Consider the following 24,196-nt stretch of genomic DNA (forward strand, 5'->3'; position numbering starts at 1 on the left):
CGCGATTCGGCCTCGCGTGGCGCCTATGTTCGAACTTAAATCACAGACTTAGGCTGACAAGCGGAACAACAGTGACTATTTCGTGACCATGACGGAACACTCCGAACATCGCGAACAAAGCCTTACGACCGCTACCGAGGCGAGCGGTCTCGAGGCACTGATCTCGCGCGCGGCCCGCGCCGGCAAGGGCGCGGCGCCGGTCGAGCGCTGGAATCCCGACTTCTGCGGCGATCTCGACATGGAAATCAAGGCCGACGGCACGTGGTTCTATCTGGGCACGCCGATCGGGCGCATGCCGCTGGTGCAGCTTTTCTCCTCGGTGCTGCGAAAGGACCCTGACGGCAGGACCTATCTGGTAACACCGGTGGAACGGGTCGGCATCCGCGTCGCCGATGCCCCGTTCATCGCCGTCGAGATGGATGTTTCGGGCAGCGGCGAGGCACAGATCATCACCTTCCGCACCAATGTCGGCGACGTGGTCGAAGCCGGACCGGAGCGGCCGCTGCGCTTCGTCGACGAGAACGAGACCGGCGGCCTGAAGCCCTATGTGCTGGTTCGCGGGCGGCTGGAGGCGCTGGTGGCGCGGCCGGTGATGTACGAGCTGGTCGGGCATGGCGAGGAGATCGAAATCGGCGGCAAGTCCATGTTTGCCGTGCGCTCGAAAGGCGCGGTCTTTCCGATCATGCCGGCGGACCAGTTGAAGCGGCTGAGCACGTGATGGACCAGGTGCCGCCAGCGCCATTTTCGTCAGCGGATTTTCGCGCGCGCTTTGCCGCGCAGCCGGATGCGCATGCCGGCGACGACTATGGCGATCATCGTTTCAATCCCGGCCATCCGCGCCTCAACCAGGGCAAGCCGCTGCGCAATGCCGCGGTGCTGATCCCGGTGGTCGATCATGAGGGCGAAGCGACGGTTCTCTTGACCAAACGGGCCGAAAGGCTGCGCGACCATTCGGGGCAGGTGGCTTTTCCCGGCGGCACCATCGATCCGACCGATGCCAGTCCGGAAGCGGCGGCGCTGCGCGAAACCTTCGAGGAGATCGGCCTTGCCCCGGATCGCATCGAGATCATCGGCCGCATGCCCGATTATGTCGCCGGTAGCGGCTACCGCATCGCGCCGGTGCTGGGCATCGTGCGGCCCGGTTTCCAGCTCGCCCTGAATGCCGACGAGGTCGATGCCGCCTTCGAAGTGCCGCTGCATTTCCTGATGGACCCTGCCAACCACAAGCGCGACAGCCGCATGTGGAACGATCTCGAATGGTTCTTCTACGACATGCCTTATGGCGACCGGCGCATCTGGGGCGTCACCGCCGGCATCATCCGTGCGCTTTACGAAAGGCTTTATGCGTGAGTGTCTCGATCGCGGGCAGGGCCGACTGGCTCGGCGACAAGCATCTGCAGCGCCTGCTGGCCGCGCTGGCGGAAGGTGGTGAAGAGGCACGTATCGCCGGCGGTGCCGTGCGCAACACGCTGATGGGCCAGCCGGTCGCCGACATCGACATCGCCACCACGTGTCTGCCGCAGGAGACCATCCGCCGCGCCGAGGCGGAAGGCTTCAAGGCGGTGCCGACCGGCATCGAGCATGGGACGATCACCGTTGTCGCCGGCGGCAAGCCCTATGAAATCACCACCTTGCGCGCCGATGTCGAGACCGATGGCCGTCGCGCCAAGGTGTCGTTCGGGCGCGACTGGAAGCTTGACGCCGAGCGGCGCGACTTCACCATCAACGCGCTCTATGCCGGGGCCGACGGCGCTGTCATCGACCTGGTCGGCGGCATCGCCGATATCGAGGCGCGCCGGCTGCGCTTCATCGGCGATGCGGAAGCGCGCATCCGCGAGGACTATCTGCGCATCCTGCGCTTCTTCCGTTTCTTCGCCTGGTATGGCGATGGTCGGCCGGATGCCGAGGGGCTGAAAGCCTGTGCCCGGCTGAAGCAAGGGCTGGCCCAGCTTTCGGCCGAGCGCATCTGGTCGGAGCTGAAGAAGCTGTTGTCGGCGCCTGATCCCTCGAGGGCGCTGCTGTGGATGCGGCAGGCCAGCGTCTTGACCGCCGCGCTGCCGGAAAGCGAGAAATGGGGCATCGATGCGATCCACGGGCTGACCAAGGCCGAGAAGGATCTGGGCTGGGCACCCGACCCTCTGCTCAGGCTGGAAGCGATTGTGCCGCCGGATGCGGCGCGGATGAAGACGCTCGCCGAGCGACTCAAGTTTTCGACTGCCGAAGCGGATCGCCTGCGCCACTGGGCGCTGGCCACTGCCGTCGAGCCGAAGACGACCGAGGGCGAACTGGCGAAGCGGCTCTATCGTGGCGACCGGCAAGGGTTTGCCGACCGCCTGCGGCTGTCGCTTGCGGCGGCGCGGGTGCGCGCTGTCGAGGACAATGACGCGCTGCTTGAAGCCGGTGGTTTTTCGCGCCTGCTTGCCTTCACCCTGAAATGGGAAAAACCGTTGTTTCCGCTAAAGGGCGCCGATCTGACCGCGCTCGGGGCAGTTCCAGGGCCGAAGCTTGGCGAAATCCTCAAGAACCTTGAGGCGGAATGGGTCGAAGCGGGATTTGCGCCCGATCGCGGTGCGTTGCTTGAACGCGCCGCAGAAGCCTTAAAAGCCGGTTAGAGTATCTGTCAAACGCAATTCCGGACAGAAAGACCGCGGGACACTTTTCCGGGAATTGCTGGAATCACGCCGCGTCGCGGGCCTTCTCGATGCGGGAGCGGATCGCCTCGATCATCGTCTCGCGGATGACCGTCTCGCCATGCGTCTCGCGCATGTGCTCGACGGCGCGGCGCATGACCTCGGCCTCCTCGTCGGCACGCGTGTGCCAGTCACAGCCGGGAACCAGCGACCCGCAGTGAAATTGCTTCATGGGATTTCTCCTTTTCCTCCGTGGAGCCTGAGGCTCCGATACTTTTTTGGCTCATGGTCCAGGGTTGAATCTTCGAAACGGGAGCAGGGTGAAAACCATAACACAGATGGGGTGGTATTGGTTGCGGTCAACGGCAAAAAGGCGGAGCAGCTGCTCCGCCTTTTTGCGCTACCCCGAGACAGGACCAGACATCGTCTCGTCCTGCCGTGGCAGTCAGGCCGTCACTTTGCAACCTTGACGGCCTCGGCAACCTTGTTCTTGCCGCTCATCTCCCATGAGACGCGGACCTTTTCACCGACCTGCAGGCCAGGATCCTTGAAGGTCTTGGAAAGCGTAAAAGACGATCCGTCATCGAGGACCAGGCTCATGGCCGTCGCGTCAAAGGTCTTGATCGTTCCGGTGGTGTGCTTGACGGCGGCGAATGCCACCGAACCGGAGGCGAGAAGGGCAGCGGCGGCAGCCGAAACAATGATCTTGCGCATTGCGAAGTACTCCTGGGGAAGGCGGGCATCCTTTTGACGAATTTGACGAAGATGTCCCGCATCGTCTTGGGCCGTCCGGTCGCGTCGGGTCGCGGTTCGCTTTCGTCTTGACGCAATTCAGGACGGAAACCGGTTTCGTTTCCTGGAATTGCGCTCGGGCGAACCGCCGGCGCTTCCCGACCCGGCGCAACAAATAGGCCAGTCTTTTCAATCGCCTATTAGACGAAAAAGAAATTTTTTGGGATGCTGCGTGCCACATTCCCTGCCCATTTCGAGCAAATGAGACATCAATGCGGCTCACATTGCGCTCACCATTTTGTTACGGCCAGCGGACCTCGGGCGGCAGGCTGGAGAGGATCGACGCGACATTGCCGCCGGTCTTCAGGCCGAAGATGGTGCCGCGATCGTGAAGCAGGTTGAATTCAACGTAGCGGCCACGGCGGATGAGTTGTTCGTCACGGTCGCCGTCGGTCCAGTTCTCGTTGAAGTTGGCGCGCACGAGGTGGCCGTAGACGACGAGAAAGGAGCGGCCGACATCCTGGACGAAGTTGAAATCGGCATTCCAGCCGCCCTTGTCCTCGCCCGAATGCAGCCAGTCGAAGAAGATGCCGCCGGTGCCGCGTGGCTCGTTGCGGTGCGGCAGATAGAAATACTCGTCGCACCATGCTTTGAATTTCGGATAGTCGGCGACCTCGGGGCTCTTCTCGCAAGCGAACTGCATGGCCCGGTGGAAGGCGATGGTATCGGGATCGTCCTGGGTGCGGCGGCGGTCGAGCACCGGCGTCAAATCGGCGCCGCCGCCGAACCATTGGCTAGACGTGACGACCATGCGCGTGTTCATGTGCACAGCCGGAACATTGGGATTCCAGGGGTGTGCGATCAGCGAAATGCCGGATGCCCAGAAGCGCGGGTCTTCCTCGGCGCCGGGCATCTGCTTCCTGAATTCGGGTGAGAACTCACCAAAGACCGTCGAAGTGTGGACGCCGACCTTCTCGAAGACGCGGCCATGCATCATCGACATGGTGCCGCCGCCGCCCTTGCCTTGATCGCGTTCCCACGGCGTCTTTTCGAAACGGCCCGGCGACCACGAGGCCAGCGGACCGCCAAGATCCTCCTCGATCTGCTCAAAGGCGCCGCAGATGCGTTCGCGCAGCGCCTCGAACCACAGGCGCGCCTTCATCTTCTGCTGTTCGATGTCGGCGGGCAGTCCTGCCGGTATTTCAGGTCGTTCCAAGTGCCGTCTCCGGTTGTGGGCAGCTAGTCCCTACAAATGACTCGTCTTTTGCCGGCGCGATCCCTAATCTCTTAGGGGCAAGGGTCAAGTGTCATTAAGGTGCAAGGGAGTTGTTTCGTGCGCACCCCGGCAAGACCGCCGCTGGATGGCCTGAAGAAGAGGCTCGATCAAAGCCGGGCTGAGCGCGTGCGCATGCCGCGGGACGGTTTTCTGCGCGAGACCTTCGTCCTGCCGCGTTCAGATGCGCGTCTCAAGGCCAAGGAATGGTTCGAACGGTTTCCCAAGCAGGCCTACTGGACCGAGATCGAAAGCTGGTTCGAGCGGCCGGGCGACCTGATCGAGTTCACCATCAGGCGGTTGCCGGCGGCGGACTGAAGTGCGGCATGCTCCCCGACAAAGGGGGCTCAGCCAGCCATAAGCCGCCTCGCGCCGGTGCCTTGCCTTGCCAGCCGGTCGCCTTTGTTCCGCAGCGGGCATTTGTCGATCGACATGCAGCCACAGCCGATGCAGTCGGTCAGCCCGTCGCGCAGTTTCTTGAGCTGGGCGATCTTGTGATCGAGCCCGTCGCGCCAGGCGGTCGACAAAAGGTTCCAGTCGTCGCGCGTCGGCGTGCGGCCTTCGGGCAGGGATGCCAAGGCCGCGCCGATCTCGGCCAGTGAGATGCCGACCTCCTGCGCGACCTTGATGATCGCCACCCGGCGCAGCACGTCGCGGGCGTAGCGGCGCTGGTTGCCCGATGTGCGGTGGCTGCGGATCAGGCCGCGGGCTTCATAGAAATGCAGCGCCGACACTGCCACCCCGCTGCGCATAGCCACCTGGCCGACCGTCAATTCCGTTACCGGCGCCATCGCTACTTTTCCGCTCCAATATTTCCGCTTGACCTCAAGTTAAGTTGAGCTTGTAGCGAAGAAGGCCTGGATGTGCAAACGAAGGAGACGGCGATGTGCGCCTGGGTCAAGATGACGGGAGTTGACAGCGAACTCCTAGCCAAGCTGCCGGAGGGCTTCGCCCGCCACCATAGCGACGGAAAGCGCGACGTTGATGCTGCGCGCCGCCCCCTGCATGGGGATGGTCAGCCGCGCATCCGCCGCCTGATGGACGGGATCCGGCACGCCTGCGGATTCGCGGCCGAACAAAAGGATGTCGCCACTGGCGAAACGGAAGCTCGTATAGGGAATCGCGGCCTTGGTCGACAGAAGCACCAGCCGGCGCGCGCCGGCCTTGCGCCAATCCTCGAAGGCGTGCCAGTCGACATGCCGGGTCAGATCAGCCATTTCGAGGTAATCCATGCCGGCTCGCTTGAGCGCCCGGTCGGAGAGCGGGAAGCCGGCCGGTTCGATGATGTCGACGTCAAGTCCGAGGCACGCGGCGAAGCGCAGGATTGTTCCGGTGTTGCCGGCGATGTCAGGCTGATAGAGCGCGATGCGAAGACGATCGTTCATTTCCGCGTCCTTCTAATAAGTGGCAGATCGGCCACAGCGGGCTCGCGGTTTTGGAAATTGCTGGACCTGCGGGTGGCCATTTTCTGCGAAGTCTTGTATATGCCGACCATTGTCAACCCGAACCGATGGAGGGGAAATTCATGATGACCATGCACATCCAGCGCCCCTCTTGTGGGCTTGTACGCCCCACGGCGGTTTCGGTACGACGATTCTCCTGACGCTCTAAGACTTGATCGCACCGATTCCCGCCGAAACGCTTTTTCGGCTCTCGAAGGAATCCTGCGATGTTTTTCAAACTGTCAAAGGGGCTGACCGCCCAACCTGAACGAGTCCGGACCGACGCTCGCCGTCATGTCTCGACCGACGCAATCCATGCCTCCGGCCGAATGCCGGCGGACGATATGGATTCGCCCTTTTATCTCTATTTTCACACGGAGGACGGGCCGATGTTCGATCCCTACAGAATACCTGGCTCCAGGAGCCTGCACGACCGGAAAATGGCGACCTGGGCACTGCTGATCGGAGAAACCTATTCGTCGGCGGTTCATGCCGAAGTCCGCCGCCGGCCGCATCGCGGCATGCTGCCGGATGTCGATTTCTCGCGCGCGGTTCCCGACCACAGCCGGCCGTCGCTGGTGCGTCGGCTGATCCGACTGATGCGGCCCGGGCCGAAGCTCCGGATCGTGGACAGTACGCCGTCAGGATCAGCAAAAGAGCCTGTCGGCGAAATGCCCGCGAGCCCCTATATTGCGCAAAGCAAGGCCGACGGCCCGGATGATTCCGGTCCGTCGGCCAGCGACGCCATGCGTTCCGGGGACATCGTACGTTCGCGTGCCGCGTAAGCGGAAACAGATTTGTGAGCATGATCTATGTTGTTTGGCTGGTTTGAAAAAAGGCTCGATCCGTTCCCGGCAGCGGAACCGGTCGAGCCGCCCAAGACGCTGGTGGCCTTCTGCGTGCATTACACACGCGGCGCCTGGCCCTATATCCTTATCGACGCGGTGCTGGTGACGGCGATCGCCATCGCGGAAGTGTGGATGTTCGGCTTCCTCGGCCGCATCGTCGACTGGCTGTCGGGCCAGAATCGCGAGACTTTCCTTCAGACCGAAGCCTGGAAACTCGCCGGCATGGCTTTCATCGTGTTGTTCGCGCTGCCGGGCACGGTGTGGCTCCATTCGCTGCTCAACCAGCAGACGCTGATGGGCAACTATCCCATGCGCATCCGCTGGCAGGTGCACCGCTACCTGCTCAAACAATCGATGAGCTTCTACCAGGACGAGTTCGCAGGCCGCATCGCCACCAAGCTGATGCAGACGGCGCTCGCCGTGCGCGAATGCGTCATCAAGCTGATCGATGTACTGAATTACGTCATCGTCTATTTTCTTGGCATGCTGTTCATCGTCGGCTCGGCCGACTGGCGGCTGGCGACGCCGCTTGTTGTCTGGCTCATCAGCTACATCCTGTTGCTGCGCTATTTCATCCCGCGGCTGGGCAAGGTCGGCGAGGCACAGGCCAATGCGCGCTCGACCATGACCGGCCGCGTCGTCGACAGCTACAGCAACATCCAGACGGTCAAGCTGTTCAGCCATGCTCGCCGCGAGGCGTCCTTCGCCAAGGAGGGCATGGCCGGCTTCCTCGACACTGTCTACCGGTCGATGCGGCTGGTGACGGTGCTCTACGGCCTGCTCTACATCATGAATTCGCTGCTGCTGTTTTCGGTCACCGCGCTGTCGTTGTGGCTGTGGCTCGGCCAGTCGGTGACGATCGGCGCGGTCGCCGTGGTCATCGGGCTGGTGCTCAGGCTGTGGGGCATGTCGCAGTGGATCATGTGGGAGATGTCGGGCCTGTTCGAGAACATCGGCACGGTGCAGGACGGCATCGCCTCGATCTCGCTGCCACGCCTGGTCGAGGACCGGCCGGGTGCAAAGGACATTGCCGTCTCCAGGGGTGAGATCCGCTTCGACGACATCCGCTTCCACTATGGCAAGCAGAAGGGTGTCATCGAGAGCCTGTCGCTGACGGTGAAGCCCGGCGAGAAGGTCGGTATCGTCGGCCGCTCGGGCGCCGGCAAGTCGACGCTGGTCAACCTTCTGCTGCGTTTCTACGACTTGGAGAGCGGCAAGATCCTGATCGACGGTCAGGAGATCGCCGCGGTGACACAGGATTCGCTGCGCGCCCAGATCGGCATGGTGACGCAGGACACCTCACTGCTGCATCGCTCCGTGCGCGAGAACATCCTTTATGGCCGGCCAGATGCCAGCGACGAACTGCTTGTCGAGGCAGCACGGCGCGCCGAGGCGCTGGACTTCATCGCCGGGCTTTCGGATGCCAATGACCGCAAAGGGTTCGACGCCCATGTCGGCGACCGCGGCGTCAAATTGTCCGGCGGCCAGCGGCAACGCATCGCCATTGCTCGCGTTATGTTGAAGGACGCACCGATACTTATCCTTGACGAGGCGACGTCGGCGCTCGATTCCGAGGCTGAGGCGGCGATCCAGGAGAATCTCTACAAGCTCATGCAAGGCAAGACCGTCATCGCCATCGCGCACCGGCTGTCGACCATCGCGGCGATGGACAGGCTGGTGGTGATGGACAAGGGCAGGGTCATCGAGGAAGGCTCTCATGACGAGCTCGTCGCCAGCGGCGGGCTCTATGCGCAGCTCTGGCAGCGCCAGTCGGGCGGCTTCCTGCTCGAGGATGGCCCGGCCGACGTCGCCAATGACGCACTTGCAAAGGGCCAAGCTGCCGAATGATGACTGCCGTCTATCGCTGGTTCGAGAACTGGGTCTATCCGTTCAGGGAGCCCGCGAATCTTCGGCCACCGACCAGCGTCGGCGGTTTTCTCTGGCACTATGTCGGCCAGGCGAAGTTCGCCTTTTTCGCCATGCTGGTCATCGGCGGCATCGCGCCGCTGGTCGAGGCCGGCCTGTTCTACTTCGTCGGGCGGCTGGTCGATATTCTCGACCAGCTTCCCAGTGAGCGCAGCTGGCACGCGCTGTGGACCGCCGCCGGTCCTGAACTGGTGTTCATGATCGCGGTGGTGCTGGTCATCCGCACCATCGTCGTCGGCCTGTCGGCACTGGTCGACGAGCAGACGATCACGCCCGGCTTCTACAATCTGGTGCGCTGGCAGGCGCACCGCCACGTGTCGCGCCAGTCCTACGCCTTCTTCCAGAATGATTTCGCCGGCCGCATCGCCACCAAAGTCTGGCAGGCGGGGCAAGCCACCGGCGACCTGATGGAAAGCTTCATCGAGGTCGTCTGGTTCATGATCGTCTATACGGTGACGACGCTGGCGCTGGTCGCCGGCCTGGATCTCAGGCTGGCGGGGCTGGTGGTCATCTGGATCTCCGCCTTCGGCTGGCTGGCCAAGCTCTATGTGCCGGCAATCCGAAAGCATGCCGAGGAAACCGCCGAGGCCGGCTCGATGATCAACGGCCGCATCGTCGATTCCTATTCCAACGTGCAGACGCTGAAACTGTTCTCGGCCGACGGCGACGACCGCTACATCAAGAACGGTTTCGACATCTATCTCGACGCGCTGCGCCCGTTCACCCGCCGGCTGACCGGCGTGCGCATGGCGCTGACGACGCTGTCGGGCATCATGATCACGACGATCGGCTGCTTTGCCGTCTATCTCTGGCTCGAAGGCTCGATCACCGTGGGCGCGGTCGCCTTCACGCTGTCGCTCGTGCTTCGGCTCAACATGCTGCTCGGCCGGCTGATGATGCAGCTCAACGGCATACTGCGGAATCTCGGCGTGCTGGAAAACTCCAAGGCGCTGATCTCGCAGCCGCTCGGCCTCACCGATGCGCCCGACGCCAAAGAGCTCGTGGTTACCGGTGGCCGCATCGAGGTGAAAAATGTCGAATTCCATTACGGCAAGGGGTTCGGCGTGCTCAACGGCATCGACCTCGTCGTGCGGCCGGGCGAGAAGGTCGGGCTGGTCGGACCATCCGGCGCCGGCAAGACCACGCTCGCCAATTTGATCCTGCGGCTCTACGATCTGGAAAGCGGGTCGATCACCATCGATGGTCAGGACGTTTCCGATGTGACGCAGAATTCGCTGCGCGCCAATATCGGCGTCGTCAGTCAGGACACGGCACTGTTCCACCGTTCGCTGCGCGACAACATCAAGCTCGGCATGCCTGACGCGACCGACGCCGAAGTCATCGCGGCGGCCAGGAAGGCCGAAGCGCACGAGTTCATCCAGACCTTGCGCGACAACAGGGACCGTACCGGCTACGAGGCCTTTGTCGGCGAGCGCGGCGTCAAACTGTCGGGCGGCCAGCGCCAGCGCGTGGCGATCGCCCGCGTCTTCCTTAAGGACGCGCCGATCCTGATCCTCGACGAGGCAACGTCGGCGCTGGATTCCGACATCGAGGCGGCGATCCAGGAGAATTTGACGCGGCTGATGGAGAACAAGACGGTCATCGCCATCGCCCACCGGCTGTCGACCATCGCGGCACTCGACCGGCTCGTGGTGCTCGACGGCGGACGTATCGTCGAGCAAGGCACGCATGACGAACTGGTGGCGCTCGACGGGCTCTATGCGCGGCTGTGGAAGCGGCAGTCCGGCGGCTTCCTCTACCATGAGGACAGCGTGCTCGAAGAGACGCGGCCGGCGGAGTGAGGATATGGCTGGATCGGCGGAGGGCAGCTACGTGCTCAAGCGGCTCCGGCCAACCACGCCGGCGTTCGACGCGCTGAAGGAAGAAAGCCGGCTGGAAGGCTACTGGATGCTGGTGCGCCTGGCAGATGGCTGGGCAGCCGGCCGCAACAAGTTCCTGAAGCGGGGCGAGGCGCTGTACGGGGCATGGCATGGCCGGGAACTCGCCGGCGTGTGCGGGCTGAACATCGATCCTTATTTCGAGGGCGGGGACCAGGGCCGGGTCCGGCACCTGTTCGTCAGTGCGCGTCACCGCCGAACCGGCCTTGGCCGTATGCTGGTCGAGACCGTCATCGACAGGGCCCGTTCCTATTTCGCCGTGCTGAACACCCGCGCACCGCAAGAAGCCTTCGTTTTCTATGAGCGGCTTGGCTTTCTGCCGGTGGCGGGCGAAGAATTCGTCACACACCGCATGATTTTTGGGAAAGGGGGCTGAAATGTCGCTGCGTCCGCCATCTCATCTCGCCGGCGCCTCTGCCGCCGAAGCCGCCTTTGATGCGCTCGGCCATGAGATCCTCGCCGAGAAGGCGGCCGCACTCGGCCGCGCCGGCCAGCGGGTCGAGGAAACGCTGGCCAGGCTGCGCGACAATGGCGACGAGCAGCTGCGCCCCAGGCTTCTCAAGGATGCCGCCGAAGCGGTGCACGGCTATTTCATCCAGCGCGAACTGTGCGGCTTGCGCAAGCACGACGCCGTCATCCGCGAATACAACATCCCGAAGGCGGTACTGGTCAGGCTTGGCGCGAAATAGCTCTATCTGTCTGTTTGTTCGACCATGATCTCCAGCGAAAACCGGTTTCCACTTTTCGGGATCATGGTCACTCAAGCCATTCGGTGATGAAACTGCCGTTCTCGTGAATGTCGGTCGTTTCCAGCGGACCTGGGCCGAGATTGGTGAATTTGTGCGGCATGTTGGGCGGAACGATCACGATCTGGCCTGCGGATGCCTCGATCTCCTTGTCGCCGACCGTGAACAGGCCGGTGCCCTGGCGGATGATGAAGATCTCTGCGTAGGGATGCGCGTGCAGCCGCGGACCGCCGCCGACATCAGGCAGATAGTTGAAGATCAGGCAGGAGTTCGAACCGTAGGCGCCGCATTGCAGCTCGCCCTTCCAGCGGTCGGAGCGAACAGCCCAAGTGTCGCGGTCTATGACGTGTGCCATGGCGGCGAGGATAGACCAGGCCCGTGTCGGGTGTCGAGGTGGCGGCGAAGCCCGGAATTGCGGTTGTTTCCCTGTTGTTTAGCGATCTTCGGCGGCCATTCGGCATCGCGGTGCCAGGCGGCGGATTTTGTCCCCGCGACAATCTGCCCTTGTGCCTTCACCCGTCTGGACAAAAACGGGCTTCACGCATAAACCGAAGTCCAAATGCCGGAGGAATTCGCAAGCCTGTTCGCCATGCGCAGTCGGGTTGGCGCAATTGAGCGGGGAACAAGGCTCAGCCACCGGCGCGGAAGAGGCGAAAGGATCAGGCACCCGTGAGCGCAACCGACATCCAGGATCCCAACCGTCGTGATTTTCTCTACGTCGCCACCGGCATGGCCGCAGTGGTCGGCGCGGGTGCCTTCGCTTGGCCGTTCATCGACCAGATGCGCCCCGACGCCTCGACGCTGGCGTTGGCCTCCGTCGAGGTCGACGTCGCCTCGCTGACGCCGGGCATGTCGCTGATCGTCAAATGGCGTGGTAAGCCTGTCGTGGTGCGCAACCGCACAGAGCAGGAGATGAAGGACGGCGAGGCGGTCAAGCTGGCAGACCTCAAGGATCCGATCGCGCGCAACGCGAACCTTCCAGCCGATGCGCCGGCGACCGACGCCAACCGCACCACGCCCGGCAAGGAAGCCTGGATGGTCATGGTTCAGGTCTGCACCCATCTGGGCTGCATTCCGCTCGGCCAGGAAGGCGATTTCGGCGGCTGGTTCTGCCCGTGCCACGGCTCGGTTTACGATACGGCCGGCCGCATCCGCAAAGGCCCGGCGCCCGAGAACATGGCGGTGCCGGTATTCAAATTCATTTCCGATACCAAGATCCTTATCGGTTGAGGCAGGGGATATTTCGATGAGCGAGGGACACTCGACCTATACGCCCAAGACCGGTATCGAACGCTGGTTCGACGCCCGTATGCCGCTGCCGCGGATGGTCTATGACAGCTTCATCGCCTATCCGGTGCCACGCAACCTGAACTATGCGTGGACCTTCGGCGGCATCCTGGCGATCATGCTGGTGGCGCAGATCCTGACCGGCATCGTGCTTGCCATGCACTACACGGCTGACACCAATCTCGCCTTCGGCTCGGTCGAAAAGATCATGCGCGACGTGAATTCGGGCTGGCTGCTGCGCTACATGCATTCGAACGGCGCGTCGTTCTTCTTCATCGCCGTCTACATCCACATCTTCCGTGGCCTCTATTACGGCTCCTACAAGGCGCCGCGCGAGCTGCTGTGGATCCTCGGCTGCATCATCTACCTGCTGATGATGGCGACCGGCTTCATGGGCTACGTGCTGCCTTGGGGCCAGATGTCGTTTTGGGGCGCCACCGTCATCACCGGCTTCTTCAGCGCCATCCCGCTGGTCGGCGAATGGATCCAGCAGCTGCTGCTCGGTGGCTTTGCCGTCGACAATCCGACGCTGAACCGCTTCTTTGCGCTGCACTACCTGCTGCCGTTCATGATCGCCGGTGTCGTCGTCCTGCACGTCTGGGCACTGCATGTCGTCGGCCAGTCGAACCCGACCGGCATCGAGGTCAAGTCGAAGACCGACACCGTCGCCTTCACCCCTTACGCGACCATCAAGGACGCGTTCGGCATGATCGTGTTCCTGTTCTTCTTCGCCTATTTCGTTTTCTACCTGCCGAACTATCTCGGCCATCCCGACAACTACACGGTCGCCAACCCGCTGAAGACGCCGGCCCATATCGTGCCGGAATGGTACTTCCTGCCGTTCTACGCGATCCTGCGCGCCATCACCTTCAATGTCGGGCCGATCAACTCCAAGCTCGGCGGCGTGCTGTGCATGTTCGGCGCCATCGTCATGCTTTTCCTGGTGCCATGGCTCGACACTTCCAAGGTGCGTTCGGCGGTCTACAGGCCCTGGTACAAGCTGTTCTTCTGGTTGTTCGTGGCTGATGCCATCCTGCTTGGCTGGCTGGGCTCGCAGCCTGCCGAAGGCAGCTATGTGTTTATGGCGCAGATGGCGACGTTGTTCTACTTCGCCTTCTTCCTGGTTGCGCTGCCGGTGCTCGGCCTGATCGAGACGCCGCGAAGGCTGCCGAACTCGATCACCGAGGCTGTGCTCGAGAAGAACAAGGGCGGCAGCGGGCATCCGGCGGGTGCAGCGGCCGCACCAGAGACCAAGGGCTGAGCGGTAGAGAATCTAAGGGGATTTGGCATGAAGAAGATTCTCACCTCGCTGGCGCTGATCGGCCTTGTGGCCGCCGGCACTGGGGCCGCAGCCACTTGGGCGATCGCCGCCGAAGAGGCACACAACGCGGCCGCGCCGACGCATTTCCCGATCGACGAGCCGAAGGAGATGAACTGGAGCTTTACCGGCCCGTTCGGCACCTATGACAAGGCGCAACTGCAGCGCGGCCTGAAGGTCTACAAGGAAGTCTGCTCGGCCTGCCATTCGATGAATCTGGTGGCATTCCGCACGCTTTCGGACCTCGGCTATTCGGACGCCCAGATCAAGACGCTGGCGGCCGAGTACACGATCCATGACGGCCCCAACGATGCCGGCGACATGTTCGACCGCCCCGGCAAGCCGTCCGACCATTTCCCGGCGCCCTTCGCCAACGAGGAAGCCGCCGCTGCCTCCAATGGCGGCGCCGCTCCGCCCGACATGTCGCTGCTGGCCAAGGCACGCGGCGTCGAGCGCGGCTTTCCGCAATTCGTCTTTGACATCTTCACCCAGTATGCCGCGGGCGGGCCCGACTACATCCACTCGCTGCTGACCGGCTACGACGAGACGCCGCCTGCCGGCATGGTGATACCGGAAGGCACCCACTACAACCCGTACTTCATGTCCGGCGTGTCGCTGAAAATGCCCAAGCCGCTCTCCGACGGCCAGGTGACCTATGACGACGGCGCGCCGCAGACCGTTGACCAGTATTCCCGTGACGTGTCGGCCTTCCTGATGTGGGCGGCCGAGCCGCACATGGAAGACCGCAAGAAGACCGGGTTCCGCGTGCTGGTGTTTCTGCTCCTGTTCGGCGCGCTGGTCTATCTCACCAAGCGCAAGGTGTGGGAAGGCGTGGCGCACTAAGCCGCACACAGCCATGTGATCGCAAGGGGCGCCGAAAGGCGCCCTTTTGCATTTGTGGAGAGCGGTGGTGTCACATGGCCGTCACTTGCGTCTGGCGATCCTGTGCCGCTCTCATCAAAGGATCGCACCCATGAAAAGATACGCATCGCTCGCGGCAGGCCTGCTGCTGCTCATCGTCGGCTCGGCCGCGCAAGCGGAAGACGCCCAGCCCTTCGTCACCAGCAAGGATATCGACCTGACGATGATCCTGCCGCCGCCGCCGGCAAACGATTCGGCGCAGACCAAGGCCGAACTCGGCGAGGTGCTGACGCTGCAGGTGACGCGCACGCCCGAGATGGTGGCCAGCGCCGTTGCCGATGCCGAGGAGAATGTCTGGCGCTTCGCCAACGTCATGGGGCCGAGATTCAACAAGGAGACACTGCCGAAATTCAGCGCTTTCTTCGATCGCGTGGTGGCCACAGAAGGCGCTGTCGTTGATCCGGCCAAGGATGTCTGGAAGCGTCCGCGTCCGCACCAGCTCAGCGACCTCGTCAAGCCCGCGGTCAAGCTGTCGAGCTCCGGTTCGTGGCCTTCGGGCCACGCGACCGTCGGCACGATGATGGGCATCATCCTGTCCGACATGGTTCCGGAAAAGCGCGCCGCGATCATGGCGCGTGCGGCTGAATACGCCCACAATCGTGAGGTCGGCGGCATCCATTACGCCTCCGATATCGAGATGGGCAAGATTTCGGGCAACGTCATTGCCGCGGTCCTGCTCAACCGGGATGACTTCAAAGCCGAATACGAGGTGGCCAAGGCCGAGCTTCGTTCCGATCTCGGCATGTGATCTTCGCCGGCAGTCGATTTTCGATGAAAGGGGCGCTTCGGGCGCCCCTTTTTGTGCTCGCGGCCAGGGCTCGGGCGGCAGCTTGGCAATTAGGCCGTTGGCACGATGACTTCCGGTTGATATTCGACGCAGGAAACGATGGCGACGGCTCGCCTCACCATGGCATTTGGAATCGATGATGCGGCTCAGCGACTGTCACAATTTTTCCGACTTCCGCCGCATGGCGCAGCAACGGCTGCCGGGGCCGATCTTCAACTACATCGACGGCGCGGCGGACGACGAGGTCACCTATCGCCGCAACACCGAAAGCTTCGAGACCTGCGACCTGGTTCCCAACGTCCTGCGCGGGGTCAGCGAGATCGACATGTCGGTGACGGTGATGGGCCAGAAGCTGGCGATGCCGGTCTACTGCTCGCCGACCGCCTTGCAACGGCTGTTCCATCATCAGGGTGAGCGGGCGGTCGCCAAGGCCGCCGCCAAATACGGGACGATGTTTGGCGTGTCCTCTCTTGGCACCATCAGCCTCGAGGAGGTGCGCAGGATCAGCAGCGGCCCGCAGGTCTATCAGTTCTACTTCCACCGGGATCGCGGCCTCAACCGGGCGATGATGCAGCGGGCAAAGGAGGTTGGCGTCGAAGTGATGATGCTGACCGTCGACAGCATCACCGGCGGCAACCGTGAGCGCGACAAACGCACCGGCTTTGCCATTCCCTTCAAGCTCAACCTGGCCGGGATGACGCAGTTCGCGCTCAAGCCGGGCTGGGCGCTAAACTATTTCACGCATGAGGGCTTCAAGCTGCCGCAGCTCGACGAGCATGTCGATATGGGGGGCGGCACCATGTCGATCAGCCGCTATTTCACCGAGATGCTCGATCCGTCGATAACGTGGGATGATGTCGCCGAGATGGTCAGGCTATGGTCGGGCCCGTTCTGCCTCAAGGGCATCATGTCGGTGGAGGATGCCAGGCGCGCCGTCGAGATCGGCTGCAGCGGCATCGTGCTGTCGAACCACGGCGGCCGCCAACTGGATGGCTCGCGAGCGGCTTTCGACCAGCTTGCCGAGATCGTCGATGCGGTCGGCGACCGGATCGACGTCATCATGGATGGCGGTGTGCAGCGCGGCACGCATGTGCTGAAGGCGCTGTCGCTCGGCGCCAAGGCGGTCGGCGTCGGCCGCTACTATTTGTTTCCGCTGGCGGCGGCCGGCCAGCCAGGCGTCGAACGGGCGCTCGAACAGATGCGGGTCGAGATCGAACGCGGAATGAAGCTGATGGGCTGCAGTTCGATCGAACAATTGTCGCGCAAGAACCTCCGTTTCAGGTAATCTCGAACCATGAAATCCTCCCTCGAAGACACACTGCTTGCCGCGATCCGCACCATCCCGGACTATCCCAAGCCCGGCATCCTGTTTCGCGACATCACCACGCTGCTCGGCAATGCTCGCGCCTTCCGCCGCGCCATCGACGAGCTGGTGCATCCCTATGCCGGCCAGAAGATCGACAAGATCGCCGGCATCGAAGCGCGTGGCTTCATCCTAGGCGGCGCCGTCGCCCATCAGCTCTCGGCCGGCTTCGTGCCGATCCGCAAGAAGGGCAAGCTGCCTTTCGAGACGGTGCGCGTCGCCTACAGCCTGGAATACGGGCTGGACGAGATGGAGATGCACAAGGACGGCGTCTCACCCGGCGAGAAGGTGATCCTGGTCGACGATCTGATCGCCACCGGCGGCACCGCGGAAGCGGCGGTCAAGCTGCTGCGCCAGATCGGCGCCGACATCCTTGCCGCCTGCTTCGTCATCGACCTGCCGGACCTTGGCGGCCGCGCCAAGCTCGAAGCGCTCGGTGTGCCGGTGAGGACGCTGATCGGGTTTGAAGGCCACTGAGTGGCGCTTCTTACCTTCTCCCCTGGGCTTAGAACGCCCTGAGCTATGCGAAGGGCAGATGACCGATTTCAACCGCCCGGCCGGGTTCCCCGCTGCTTCGCAGCGTCCCGGCGTTCGTCGGCCCTTCATCGTGCCACTGGCACGATGAATTCGCTTACGCGAACCGGCTACTCCACCTTCACCAATACGGCGCTTTCGAACTCCAGCACTTTGTCGCCGGCCGAATCGAAGGCCTCGGAACGCAGCGCCAGCAGCCGCCAGCCGGGGCGCGATGCGATCGGGCGGTGGGAAAGCGCCGTGCGCGTGAAGGTGATGGTTTGCCCGGCATAGACCGGCTTCAGCCACTTCAGGTTCTTGAAGCCGGGCGAGGGGCCGAATTCCGGCACCGGGCCGGGGCCGCTCCACGCCGCGACCTCGGCGTCCATGCGGTTTTCCAGATTGAGTTTCATCCAGGTCGCGGCGGTGTGCCAGCCGGACGCGCAGAGCCCGCCGAGCACGCTTTTCTTCGCGGCCTCCTCGTCTATATGGAAGATCTGCGGGTCGTATTTGCGGGCGAACGCCTTGATCGCTTCGGGCTCGAATGTATGCGAGCCCAGGGTAACGGTGGTGCCGATGCGGAAGAATTCGTCGAGGGTCATGAACGGCTCCCGGCGGCATCACGCAGCAGGAACATGACGGAGTTCTCGAGCTCGAAGACGCTTTCGCCACGCTGGTTGAGGAGTTCACTGCGCATCGTCACGAAGCCGAGTTGCGGCTTCGATTTCGACAGGCGCTTGGCAACGACCACCAGGCTGCCGGTGAGCATGTCGCCGGCCAGGACCGGCTTCTTCCATTTGACCTGATCGACGCCGGGCGCGCCCTGGCAAGTGGAGTCCAGCAGGAAGGCATCGCACAGCATGCGCATGAACATGGCGCAGGTGTGCCAGCCCGACGCCGCCAGCCCGCCAAGGATACTGGCCTTCCCGGCCTCTTCATCAAGATGCATTGGTTGCGGGTCGAACTCCCCGGCGAATTCGATGATCTCGGCGGCGCTGACCAGCTTGCTGCCGAGATCGAGCGATGTGCCCTCGACGAAATCCTCATAGGCCCAGGTTTTTGCGGTCATGTCTGGTATCCGGTTCATAGACCCACGATTTCGGATCGGGGTTTCCGGATGCAGGCAGGGCGCCGTTTGGTCAAGAGATTTCTATGGCGCCACGTCGTGGCTGCACGGCCTTTGGCGGACCAGTCAGAGCCAGCCGCGGCGGCGGAAATACCAGAAGGGCAGGATCGCCGACAGCACCATCATGGCAATGGCGAAGGGGTAGCCCAGTTCCCATTTCAGCTCGGGGATGACGTCGAAATTCATGCCGTAGATCGAAGCGACCAGCGTCGGCGGCAGGAAGATGACGGCGGCGACAGAGAAAATCTTGATGATGGCGTTCTGCTCGATCGAGATCATGCCGAGCGTGGCATCGAGCAGGAAGCTGATCTTCTGCGACAGGAAGGTGGCGTGGTCGGCGAGCGACAGCACGTCGCGCGACAGCGTCTTGATGCGCGCCTTGGTGTCCTTGCTCATCTTGGTCCGGGTCGAGGCATGAGCGAAAAAGCCGGCGAGGCGTTGCAGCGAGATCAGGCTGTCGCGGATCGAGGAGGCGATGTCCTCCTTGCGGCCGATGGCTTTCAGGAGCTCCTGAAAGTCGCGATTGCGCTTGGAAACCTTGGTCGATCTCGCCTCGAAGATATCGCGCGAGATTGCCTCGATGTCGCGGCCGGCGCGCTCCAGAATATCGGCCAGGCGATCGACGATCGCCTCCAGCAAGCCGATCAGGATGGTGTCGCCGCTGGTACAACCCGTCGCCACCTTTTCGGCGCGCTGCGGAAAGGTCTTGAACGCCTTCGGTTCGTGGTAGCGCACGGTGATCAGTCTGGCGCCGGCCAGCACGAAGGTGACCGGCGACATCAGCGGATCGTCGATCTCGGTCTGGGCAGGCAGGGTGGCGGTCATGAAGTAGGCGCCGTCCTCGACATAGAGGCGGCTCGAAATCTCAATCTCCTCCATCTCCTCGCGCGTCGGAATGGCGACGCCGAGCCAGCTCTCGATGGTTGCTTCCTCTTCCTTTGTCGGGTTGAGCAGGTCGGCCCAGACGACAGTGTCGCTGTTTGCCAGGAGATCATCGACGGCGCGCAGGCGGTCATTGTCCACGACGAAGGCCTTGATCATCGCCGGGTCTCCCTTGCTGGGGCCAAAGGGTGCGTTCTGAACGGACGCGTCATGTCGGATTGCACGAGAGACGGGCACTTTCGCCGAAAGCGCCGATCGTGTGCCCCAGCCGATTAGACCTGCGATGTGACAAGGTCAAGGCAGGCCAAAGCAGCGAAGGCCAAGGCTCCTTCCTCTTGTGCGAAAGAGGTTGGGACGGCAACCTTCGTCAGCATGCCAGCGTTGCCACATGCCCGGCGCGCGCGACCGCGATCGACCACGAGGCCGATACCAAGGCTGTTGGCTGGTTCAGGTGTTGAACTTGAACAGCAGCACGTCGCCGTCCTGGACGACATATTCCTTGCCTTCGTCGCGCGCCTTACCGGCTTCCTTGGCCGCCACTTCGCCGCCGAGCGTGATGAAGTCGTTGTAGGCGATGGTCTGGGCGCGGATGAAGCCGCGCTCGAAATCGGTGTGGATGACACCGGCCGCCTGCGGCGCCTTGGCACCCTTGTGCACGGTCCAGGCGCGCGTTTCCTTCGGTCCTGCGGTGAAATAGGTGATCAGTTGCAACAGCTCGTAGCCGGCGCGGATGACCTTGTTCAGGCCGGGTTCGTCGAGGCCGAGCGAGGAGAGGAATTCCATCTCCTCCTCGTCCGAGAGCTGGGCGACTTCCGCCTCGATCGCGGCCGAGATCACCACGGTGCTGGCGCCTTGCGCCGCGGCCATCGTCTCCACGGCTCGGGTGTGCTCGTTGCCGGTGGCGGCGTCGGCCTCGGCCACGTTGCAGACATAGAGCACGGGATGCGAGGTCAGGAGGTTCAGTCCCTGCAGGATGCGCAGGTCCTCGGCGGCAATGCCCTTGAGCAGGATGCGGGTCGGCTTGCCGGCTTGCAGCAACTCAAGGGCTGCTTCCATCAGCGGCAGCACGGTGGTCGCTTCCTTGTCCTTGCTGCCGGCGCGCTTGCGGATCTGCACGATGCGGCGCTCGAGGCTGTCGAGGTCGGCGAGCATCAGTTCGGTCTCGACCGTCTCGGCGTCGGCAACGGGATCGATGCGGCCCTCGACATGGGTGATGTCGTCATCCTCGAAGCAGCGCAGCACATGCACGATGGCGTCGACTTCGCGGATGTTGGCGAGGAACTGGTTGCCCAGCCCTTCGCCCTTCGAGGCGCCGCGCACCAGGCCGGCGATGTCGACGAAGGAGATGCGGGTCGGGATGATCTCCTTCGACTTGGCGATGGCCGCAATCTTCTGCAGGCGCGGATCGGGCACCGCCACTTCGCCGGTGTTCGGTTCGATGGTACAGAACGGATAGTTGGCGGCCTGCGCCGCCGCCGTCCTGGTCAGCGCGTTGAAAAGCGTCGACTTGCCGACATTGGGCAAGCCAACGATGCCGCATTTGAAACCCATTTTTGTCCGGTCCTATCGGGAAATCGAAATTTGATCAGGGCTATGGGCGATAGGGCGGATGATCGTCAAGCCCTGTAACGCCGCATGCTCCTGCACTCAGTCCTTGTTGCCGAAGAGTTTCTTCAGCATCGCGGCCATCGGGCCGCTTTCCGGCAGCTTGACCGCCGGCTGCTGCGGGCGCGCCTGGCGGAAGTGGCTTTGGCCTTTTGGGCTCTGGGCCTTCGGCACCTTGGGCGGCGGGCGGTCATCGTCGCCGGTCGGCACGAGCTTGTCGCGCAAAGCCAGAGTCACGCGGTTCATGAAGGAATTGTCGTCGCCCTTGGACAGCAATCCGGCGTCGTCGGCGATCGAGTCGAGCAGCACGTCCAGCCATTCGTGGTCCGCCTTGGCAAAATCGCCAAGCACATGGCCATGCACCATTTCCTTGACGCCGGGATGGCCGACGCCGATGCGCACGCGGCGATAGTCCTTGCCGACATGCTGGTCGAGCGAGCGGATGCCGTTGTGGCCGCCGGAACCACCGCCGACCTTGACCCGCAGCTTGCCGGCGGCAAGGTCGATCTCGTCATAGAAGACAGTCAGCGCCGAAGGGCCGAGCTTGTAGAAGCGCAGCGCTTCGCCAACGGATTGGCCGGACAGGTTCATAAAGGTCTGCGGCTTGATCAGGATAATCTTCTCGCCGGCAAGCGTGCCTTCGGCGATCAGGCCCTGGAACTTCTTCGACCAGGGCGAAAAGGAATGGCGGCGGGCGATTGCGTCCGCCGCCATGAAACCGACATTGTGCCTGTTATCGGCGTATTTCGCGCCCGGATTGCCGAGACCTGCAAACAGCAGCATCGTCTGCTCCGAGCGTGAAAGAGTTACTTCTCTTCGGCGGCAGGCGCCGCTTCAGGGGTCGCTACTTCAGCCGTGACTTCCGTCTCCGGCTTCATCGCCGAAGAACCGGCAATCGTCGCGATGGTGAAGTCGCGGTCGGAGATGACAGGCTTCACACCGGCCGGCAGCTTGACCGCCGAGATGTGGATCGAATCGCCGATGTCGGTGCCGGTGAGATCGACGGTGATGAATTCCGGGATCGCATTGGCCGGGCAGTGGAACTCGACTTCGTGACGCACGATGTTGAGCACGCCGCCGCGCTTGATGCCGGGCGACTTGTCCTCGTTGATGAAGTGGACAGGCACGTCGACATTGACCTGGGTGTCCTTGCCGATGCGCAGGAAGTCGACATGGACAGGGAAATCCTTGACCGGGTCGAGCTGGAAGTCCTTCGGCAGGACCTGGATCTTCTTGCCGTCGACATCGATCGTGGCGATCGTGGTCAGAAACCCGCCGCCATGGATCTTGTAGTAGATGTCCTTGTAGGTGAGCGCGATGGCCAGGGGAGGCTGCTTGTCACCATAAATTACTGCAGGCACTTTACCGTTGCGGCGAACTGCACGGGCGGACCCCTTACCGACCTGTTCGCGTGCTTCGGCCTTGAGCTCGTAAGTGTCGTGGCTCATGGCATTTCCTTTCGGTTTGTTCTGGAGCGTTCGCGGCCGGCAACGTGCTTGGCCGTAAACGTCGAAAGCCGCCGGGTGAGGCGGCTTTCCGCCGCGTTGCCTCCAAGGGTGTCTACGCGGGTGGCGGCTCTATAGCGGAAGGCGGCCGGAGGTGCAAGCCAAAGGCTAGCCGCGCTTTTCGATCACGGCGTACAGCACGTTGCGGTTCTCGCCAAAGAACACCTGAGCGTTGACGGCGTTGCGGTCGACGCTGGCATTGACGATGTTCCACATGTCGACCTCCGATCGCAGCAGCAACACCCAGTCCATGAACGTTTCGCGGTATCCGGCGTCAGGATTGCCCTCCGCGTAGTTCGCGAACAGGAATGTCCCGTTCGGCTTCAACATCTGCAGGCAGGTTTTCGTGAGTTTCACGGCGACGTTGTGCGCGAGGTAGTCGTAAAGGCCGGACGCGTAGATCAAGTCGAACTTGCCCAGCTTGTGGCCCCTCGTGAGCACGGTTCGCACCGAGCCGTCGATGGCCTCGACCACGGTGCCCTGGAAGTCGCGCGCGATCAATCCAACGCTCTGAGGATCCTGATCGAGCGCAACCCAACGCTTGAGGCGGCCCTCCGCCAAGGCGGTCGAACGATTGGCCTCCCGCAGATGGCCGGCCGCGATCGCCAGAACCTCGGTTTGCGGTCCGTTCTTGGCCGCACTCTCATCGACATACCGGGTCAAGAGATCGCGTCGTTCCCGGGCCGCGACGCATGACGGCACGTCCTGGGTATGGGTATAAAGCGCCTTGCCGATCTCCGAGGCGTTTGCCACGCTCTCGGCCACGTGCGGATCGCAATAGATGTAGTCGAGCAACTCCGCGTCGCCAGAATACCCTCTGGGCTTGCTGAAGGACCAGCGCGTCAGTGGATCCTCGAGAAAGTACTCCAGGATCGGGTGGTTCTGCACCACCGGTATCAATGCTTGCCAAACGTCGGGATGAACCTTGGAACGCGTCGCGTTGAGGTACGACATCAGACGGCGAATGATCTCGGCGGGGTCCTTTCGCTGTTCGATTTGCTGGTGTGTCGCGTGGAGAATGAGGGCGAGTTCGACGCGAGCGTTTTCGAATGCTTCGCCGTGATGCTCAAGCGTTCCTCGACGGAGACTGTTGGCGATCATCTTGGCAGTAATCAGGCTTTTGCCATCAAACACGGTTTGCAACGCATCACTCCATAGTTAACAGTCAGTTAACTTATTGCGTAGAATGCTCCATTTGCCAATGCCGGGTCGAACGCATTTTATCGGTATGATTAATTTCCCGCAAACCATGTTCGATCGTTAGTCAGATTCCGGGTCGGATTCCGCGTTCGAGTTAACGGAAACTTGTCTTGCGCGATTGCATTTGTTTGTCCGGCGTCGCAATCGCTGTCACGTCCCGAGGAGCCGGCCTGCGTGGGGGCAGAAGCTAGAGA

At 62.7% G+C, this 24,196-nt stretch carries 28 protein-coding genes; 15 read left to right on the forward strand and 13 right to left on the reverse strand.

Annotated features, from left to right (window positions below; genetic code table 11):
• Positions 1–88: 88 nt before the first annotated feature.
• From AC1D10_RS07490 to AC1D10_RS07500, 3 genes are read left to right on the forward strand one after another with little or no spacing between them, the layout of a single operon-like run.
• The gene (locus AC1D10_RS07490) at positions 89–718 is read left to right on the forward strand and encodes a DUF1285 domain-containing protein (RefSeq protein ID WP_477270941.1); all 630 of its coding nucleotides are present in this window, start codon (positions 89–91) and stop codon (positions 716–718) included.
• Positions 718–1,350 (forward strand): CoA pyrophosphatase, encoded by a 633-nt coding sequence (locus tag AC1D10_RS07495; RefSeq protein ID WP_477270205.1) that lies wholly within the window; start codon positions 718–720, stop codon positions 1,348–1,350. The genes AC1D10_RS07490 and AC1D10_RS07495 overlap by 1 nt, the downstream gene beginning before the upstream one ends.
• Complete coding sequence (locus AC1D10_RS07500; RefSeq protein ID WP_477270207.1) at positions 1,347–2,612, forward strand: CCA tRNA nucleotidyltransferase; 1,266 nt, start codon at positions 1,347–1,349, stop codon at positions 2,610–2,612. Before AC1D10_RS07495 ends, AC1D10_RS07500 begins: the two co-directional genes overlap by 4 nt.
• 64 nt (positions 2,613–2,676) lie before the next feature.
• On the opposite strand, the gene AC1D10_RS07505 is transcribed toward AC1D10_RS07500, so the two are convergent.
• From AC1D10_RS07505 to hemF, 3 genes are all read right to left on the reverse strand, one after another.
• Positions 2,677–2,862 carry a DUF1059 domain-containing protein gene (locus tag AC1D10_RS07505; protein WP_172348929.1) on the reverse strand — a complete coding sequence of 62 codons (186 nt, stop codon included), beginning with the start codon at positions 2,860–2,862 and terminating at the stop codon, positions 2,677–2,679.
• Between the two features lie 221 nt (positions 2,863–3,083).
• The gene (locus AC1D10_RS07510; protein WP_379100973.1) at positions 3,084–3,344 is read right to left on the reverse strand and encodes a DUF1344 domain-containing protein; all 261 of its coding nucleotides are present in this window, start codon (positions 3,342–3,344) and stop codon (positions 3,084–3,086) included.
• A 319-nt stretch (positions 3,345–3,663) separates the two neighbouring features.
• A complete protein-coding gene (hemF, locus tag AC1D10_RS07515) occupies positions 3,664–4,578 on the reverse strand; it encodes an oxygen-dependent coproporphyrinogen oxidase (protein ID WP_477270210.1) in 915 nt (304 codons plus the stop codon).
• A 117-nt stretch (positions 4,579–4,695) separates the two neighbouring features.
• Here hemF and AC1D10_RS07520 point away from each other — a divergent pair, with 117 nt between their 5' ends.
• Positions 4,696–4,953 (forward strand): hypothetical protein, encoded by a 258-nt coding sequence (locus AC1D10_RS07520; RefSeq protein WP_013529975.1) that lies wholly within the window; start codon positions 4,696–4,698, stop codon positions 4,951–4,953.
• A gap of 29 nt (positions 4,954–4,982) precedes the next feature.
• Here the strand turns inward: AC1D10_RS07520 and soxR are convergent, their stop codons facing one another.
• Positions 4,983–5,426 (reverse strand): redox-sensitive transcriptional activator SoxR, encoded by a 444-nt coding sequence (soxR, locus tag AC1D10_RS07525; protein ID WP_477270213.1) that lies wholly within the window; start codon positions 5,424–5,426, stop codon positions 4,983–4,985.
• 135 nt (positions 5,427–5,561) lie between these two features.
• The gene (locus AC1D10_RS07530) at positions 5,562–6,020 is read right to left on the reverse strand and encodes a tRNA (cytidine(34)-2'-O)-methyltransferase (protein ID WP_477270215.1); all 459 of its coding nucleotides are present in this window, start codon (positions 6,018–6,020) and stop codon (positions 5,562–5,564) included.
• A 284-nt stretch (positions 6,021–6,304) separates the two neighbouring features.
• Between AC1D10_RS07530 and AC1D10_RS07535 the strand changes: the two genes are divergently transcribed.
• The 5 genes from AC1D10_RS07535 to AC1D10_RS07555 are packed head-to-tail and all read left to right on the forward strand — an operon-like array spanning position 6,305 to position 11,438.
• Complete coding sequence (locus tag AC1D10_RS07535; RefSeq protein WP_477270217.1) at positions 6,305–6,862, forward strand: hypothetical protein; 558 nt, start codon at positions 6,305–6,307, stop codon at positions 6,860–6,862.
• Positions 6,863–6,889: 27 nt separating this feature from the next.
• On the forward strand, positions 6,890–8,773 hold the full coding sequence (locus AC1D10_RS07540; RefSeq protein WP_477270219.1) for an ABC transporter ATP-binding protein: 1,884 nt from the start codon (positions 6,890–6,892) through the stop codon (positions 8,771–8,773).
• Positions 8,770–10,653 carry an ABC transporter ATP-binding protein gene (locus tag AC1D10_RS07545; protein ID WP_477270221.1) on the forward strand — a complete coding sequence of 628 codons (1,884 nt, stop codon included), beginning with the start codon at positions 8,770–8,772 and terminating at the stop codon, positions 10,651–10,653. The genes AC1D10_RS07540 and AC1D10_RS07545 overlap by 4 nt, the downstream gene beginning before the upstream one ends.
• A gap of 4 nt (positions 10,654–10,657) precedes the next feature.
• Entirely contained in the window at positions 10,658–11,125 is a 468-nt protein-coding gene (locus AC1D10_RS07550) for a GNAT family N-acetyltransferase (protein ID WP_477270223.1), read from the forward strand.
• A gap of 1 nt (position 11,126) precedes the next feature.
• A complete protein-coding gene (locus AC1D10_RS07555; RefSeq protein WP_477270225.1) occupies positions 11,127–11,438 on the forward strand; it encodes a DUF6665 family protein in 312 nt (103 codons plus the stop codon).
• A gap of 67 nt (positions 11,439–11,505) precedes the next feature.
• On the opposite strand, the gene AC1D10_RS07560 is transcribed toward AC1D10_RS07555, so the two are convergent.
• Entirely contained in the window at positions 11,506–11,850 is a 345-nt protein-coding gene (locus tag AC1D10_RS07560) for a cupin domain-containing protein (RefSeq protein ID WP_477270227.1), read from the reverse strand.
• Positions 11,851–12,164: 314 nt separating this feature from the next.
• On the opposite strand from AC1D10_RS07560, the gene petA reads away from it, so the two are divergent.
• The 6 genes from petA to AC1D10_RS07590 all read left to right on the forward strand — a co-directional run bounded on the left by petA (position 12,165) and on the right by AC1D10_RS07590 (position 17,648).
• Positions 12,165–12,725 (forward strand): ubiquinol-cytochrome c reductase iron-sulfur subunit, encoded by a 561-nt coding sequence (petA, locus tag AC1D10_RS07565; protein ID WP_379100948.1) that lies wholly within the window; start codon positions 12,165–12,167, stop codon positions 12,723–12,725.
• A gap of 16 nt (positions 12,726–12,741) precedes the next feature.
• Positions 12,742–14,043: a cytochrome b gene (locus AC1D10_RS07570; protein ID WP_477270230.1), complete on the forward strand. Its 1,302-nt coding sequence runs from the start codon at positions 12,742–12,744 to the stop codon at positions 14,041–14,043.
• Positions 14,044–14,070: 27 nt separating this feature from the next.
• Entirely contained in the window at positions 14,071–14,943 is an 873-nt protein-coding gene (locus tag AC1D10_RS07575) for a cytochrome c1 (RefSeq protein WP_477270232.1), read from the forward strand.
• Positions 14,944–15,073: 130 nt separating this feature from the next.
• Positions 15,074–15,769, forward strand: a complete 696-nt coding sequence (locus tag AC1D10_RS07580; RefSeq protein WP_477270234.1) for an acid phosphatase — start codon at positions 15,074–15,076, stop codon at positions 15,767–15,769.
• A 178-nt stretch (positions 15,770–15,947) separates the two neighbouring features.
• The gene (locus AC1D10_RS07585; protein ID WP_477270236.1) at positions 15,948–17,093 is read left to right on the forward strand and encodes an alpha-hydroxy acid oxidase; all 1,146 of its coding nucleotides are present in this window, start codon (positions 15,948–15,950) and stop codon (positions 17,091–17,093) included.
• Positions 17,094–17,102: 9 nt separating this feature from the next.
• Positions 17,103–17,648: an adenine phosphoribosyltransferase gene (locus AC1D10_RS07590; RefSeq protein WP_111542869.1), complete on the forward strand. Its 546-nt coding sequence runs from the start codon at positions 17,103–17,105 to the stop codon at positions 17,646–17,648.
• Between the two features lie 167 nt (positions 17,649–17,815).
• Here AC1D10_RS07590 and AC1D10_RS07595 read toward each other — a convergent pair whose 3' ends face one another.
• The 7 genes from AC1D10_RS07595 to AC1D10_RS07625 form a co-directional block, all read right to left on the reverse strand.
• Complete coding sequence (locus AC1D10_RS07595) at positions 17,816–18,286, reverse strand: MaoC family dehydratase (RefSeq protein ID WP_477270238.1); 471 nt, start codon at positions 18,284–18,286, stop codon at positions 17,816–17,818.
• Positions 18,283–18,753 carry a MaoC family dehydratase gene (locus AC1D10_RS07600; protein WP_477270240.1) on the reverse strand — a complete coding sequence of 157 codons (471 nt, stop codon included), beginning with the start codon at positions 18,751–18,753 and terminating at the stop codon, positions 18,283–18,285. The genes AC1D10_RS07595 and AC1D10_RS07600 overlap by 4 nt, the downstream gene beginning before the upstream one ends.
• 123 nt (positions 18,754–18,876) lie before the next feature.
• Positions 18,877–19,851 (reverse strand): magnesium/cobalt transporter CorA, encoded by a 975-nt coding sequence (gene corA / locus AC1D10_RS07605; RefSeq protein WP_477270242.1) that lies wholly within the window; start codon positions 19,849–19,851, stop codon positions 18,877–18,879.
• A 288-nt stretch (positions 19,852–20,139) separates the two neighbouring features.
• Positions 20,140–21,243, reverse strand: coding sequence for a redox-regulated ATPase YchF (gene ychF, locus AC1D10_RS07610; protein ID WP_477270244.1), 1,104 nt, complete (start codon positions 21,241–21,243; stop codon positions 20,140–20,142).
• 96 nt (positions 21,244–21,339) lie between these two features.
• On the reverse strand, positions 21,340–22,080 hold the full coding sequence (gene pth, locus AC1D10_RS07615) for an aminoacyl-tRNA hydrolase (protein ID WP_477270246.1): 741 nt from the start codon (positions 22,078–22,080) through the stop codon (positions 21,340–21,342).
• Positions 22,081–22,103: 23 nt separating this feature from the next.
• Positions 22,104–22,745: a 50S ribosomal protein L25/general stress protein Ctc gene (locus AC1D10_RS07620; RefSeq protein WP_477270248.1), complete on the reverse strand. Its 642-nt coding sequence runs from the start codon at positions 22,743–22,745 to the stop codon at positions 22,104–22,106.
• Between the two features lie 165 nt (positions 22,746–22,910).
• Positions 22,911–23,945 (reverse strand): class I SAM-dependent methyltransferase, encoded by a 1,035-nt coding sequence (locus tag AC1D10_RS07625; RefSeq protein WP_477270250.1) that lies wholly within the window; start codon positions 23,943–23,945, stop codon positions 22,911–22,913.
• Between the last annotated feature and the right edge of the window lie 251 nt (positions 23,946–24,196).

Source organism: Mesorhizobium sp. P2_A8, assembly GCF_056404935.1.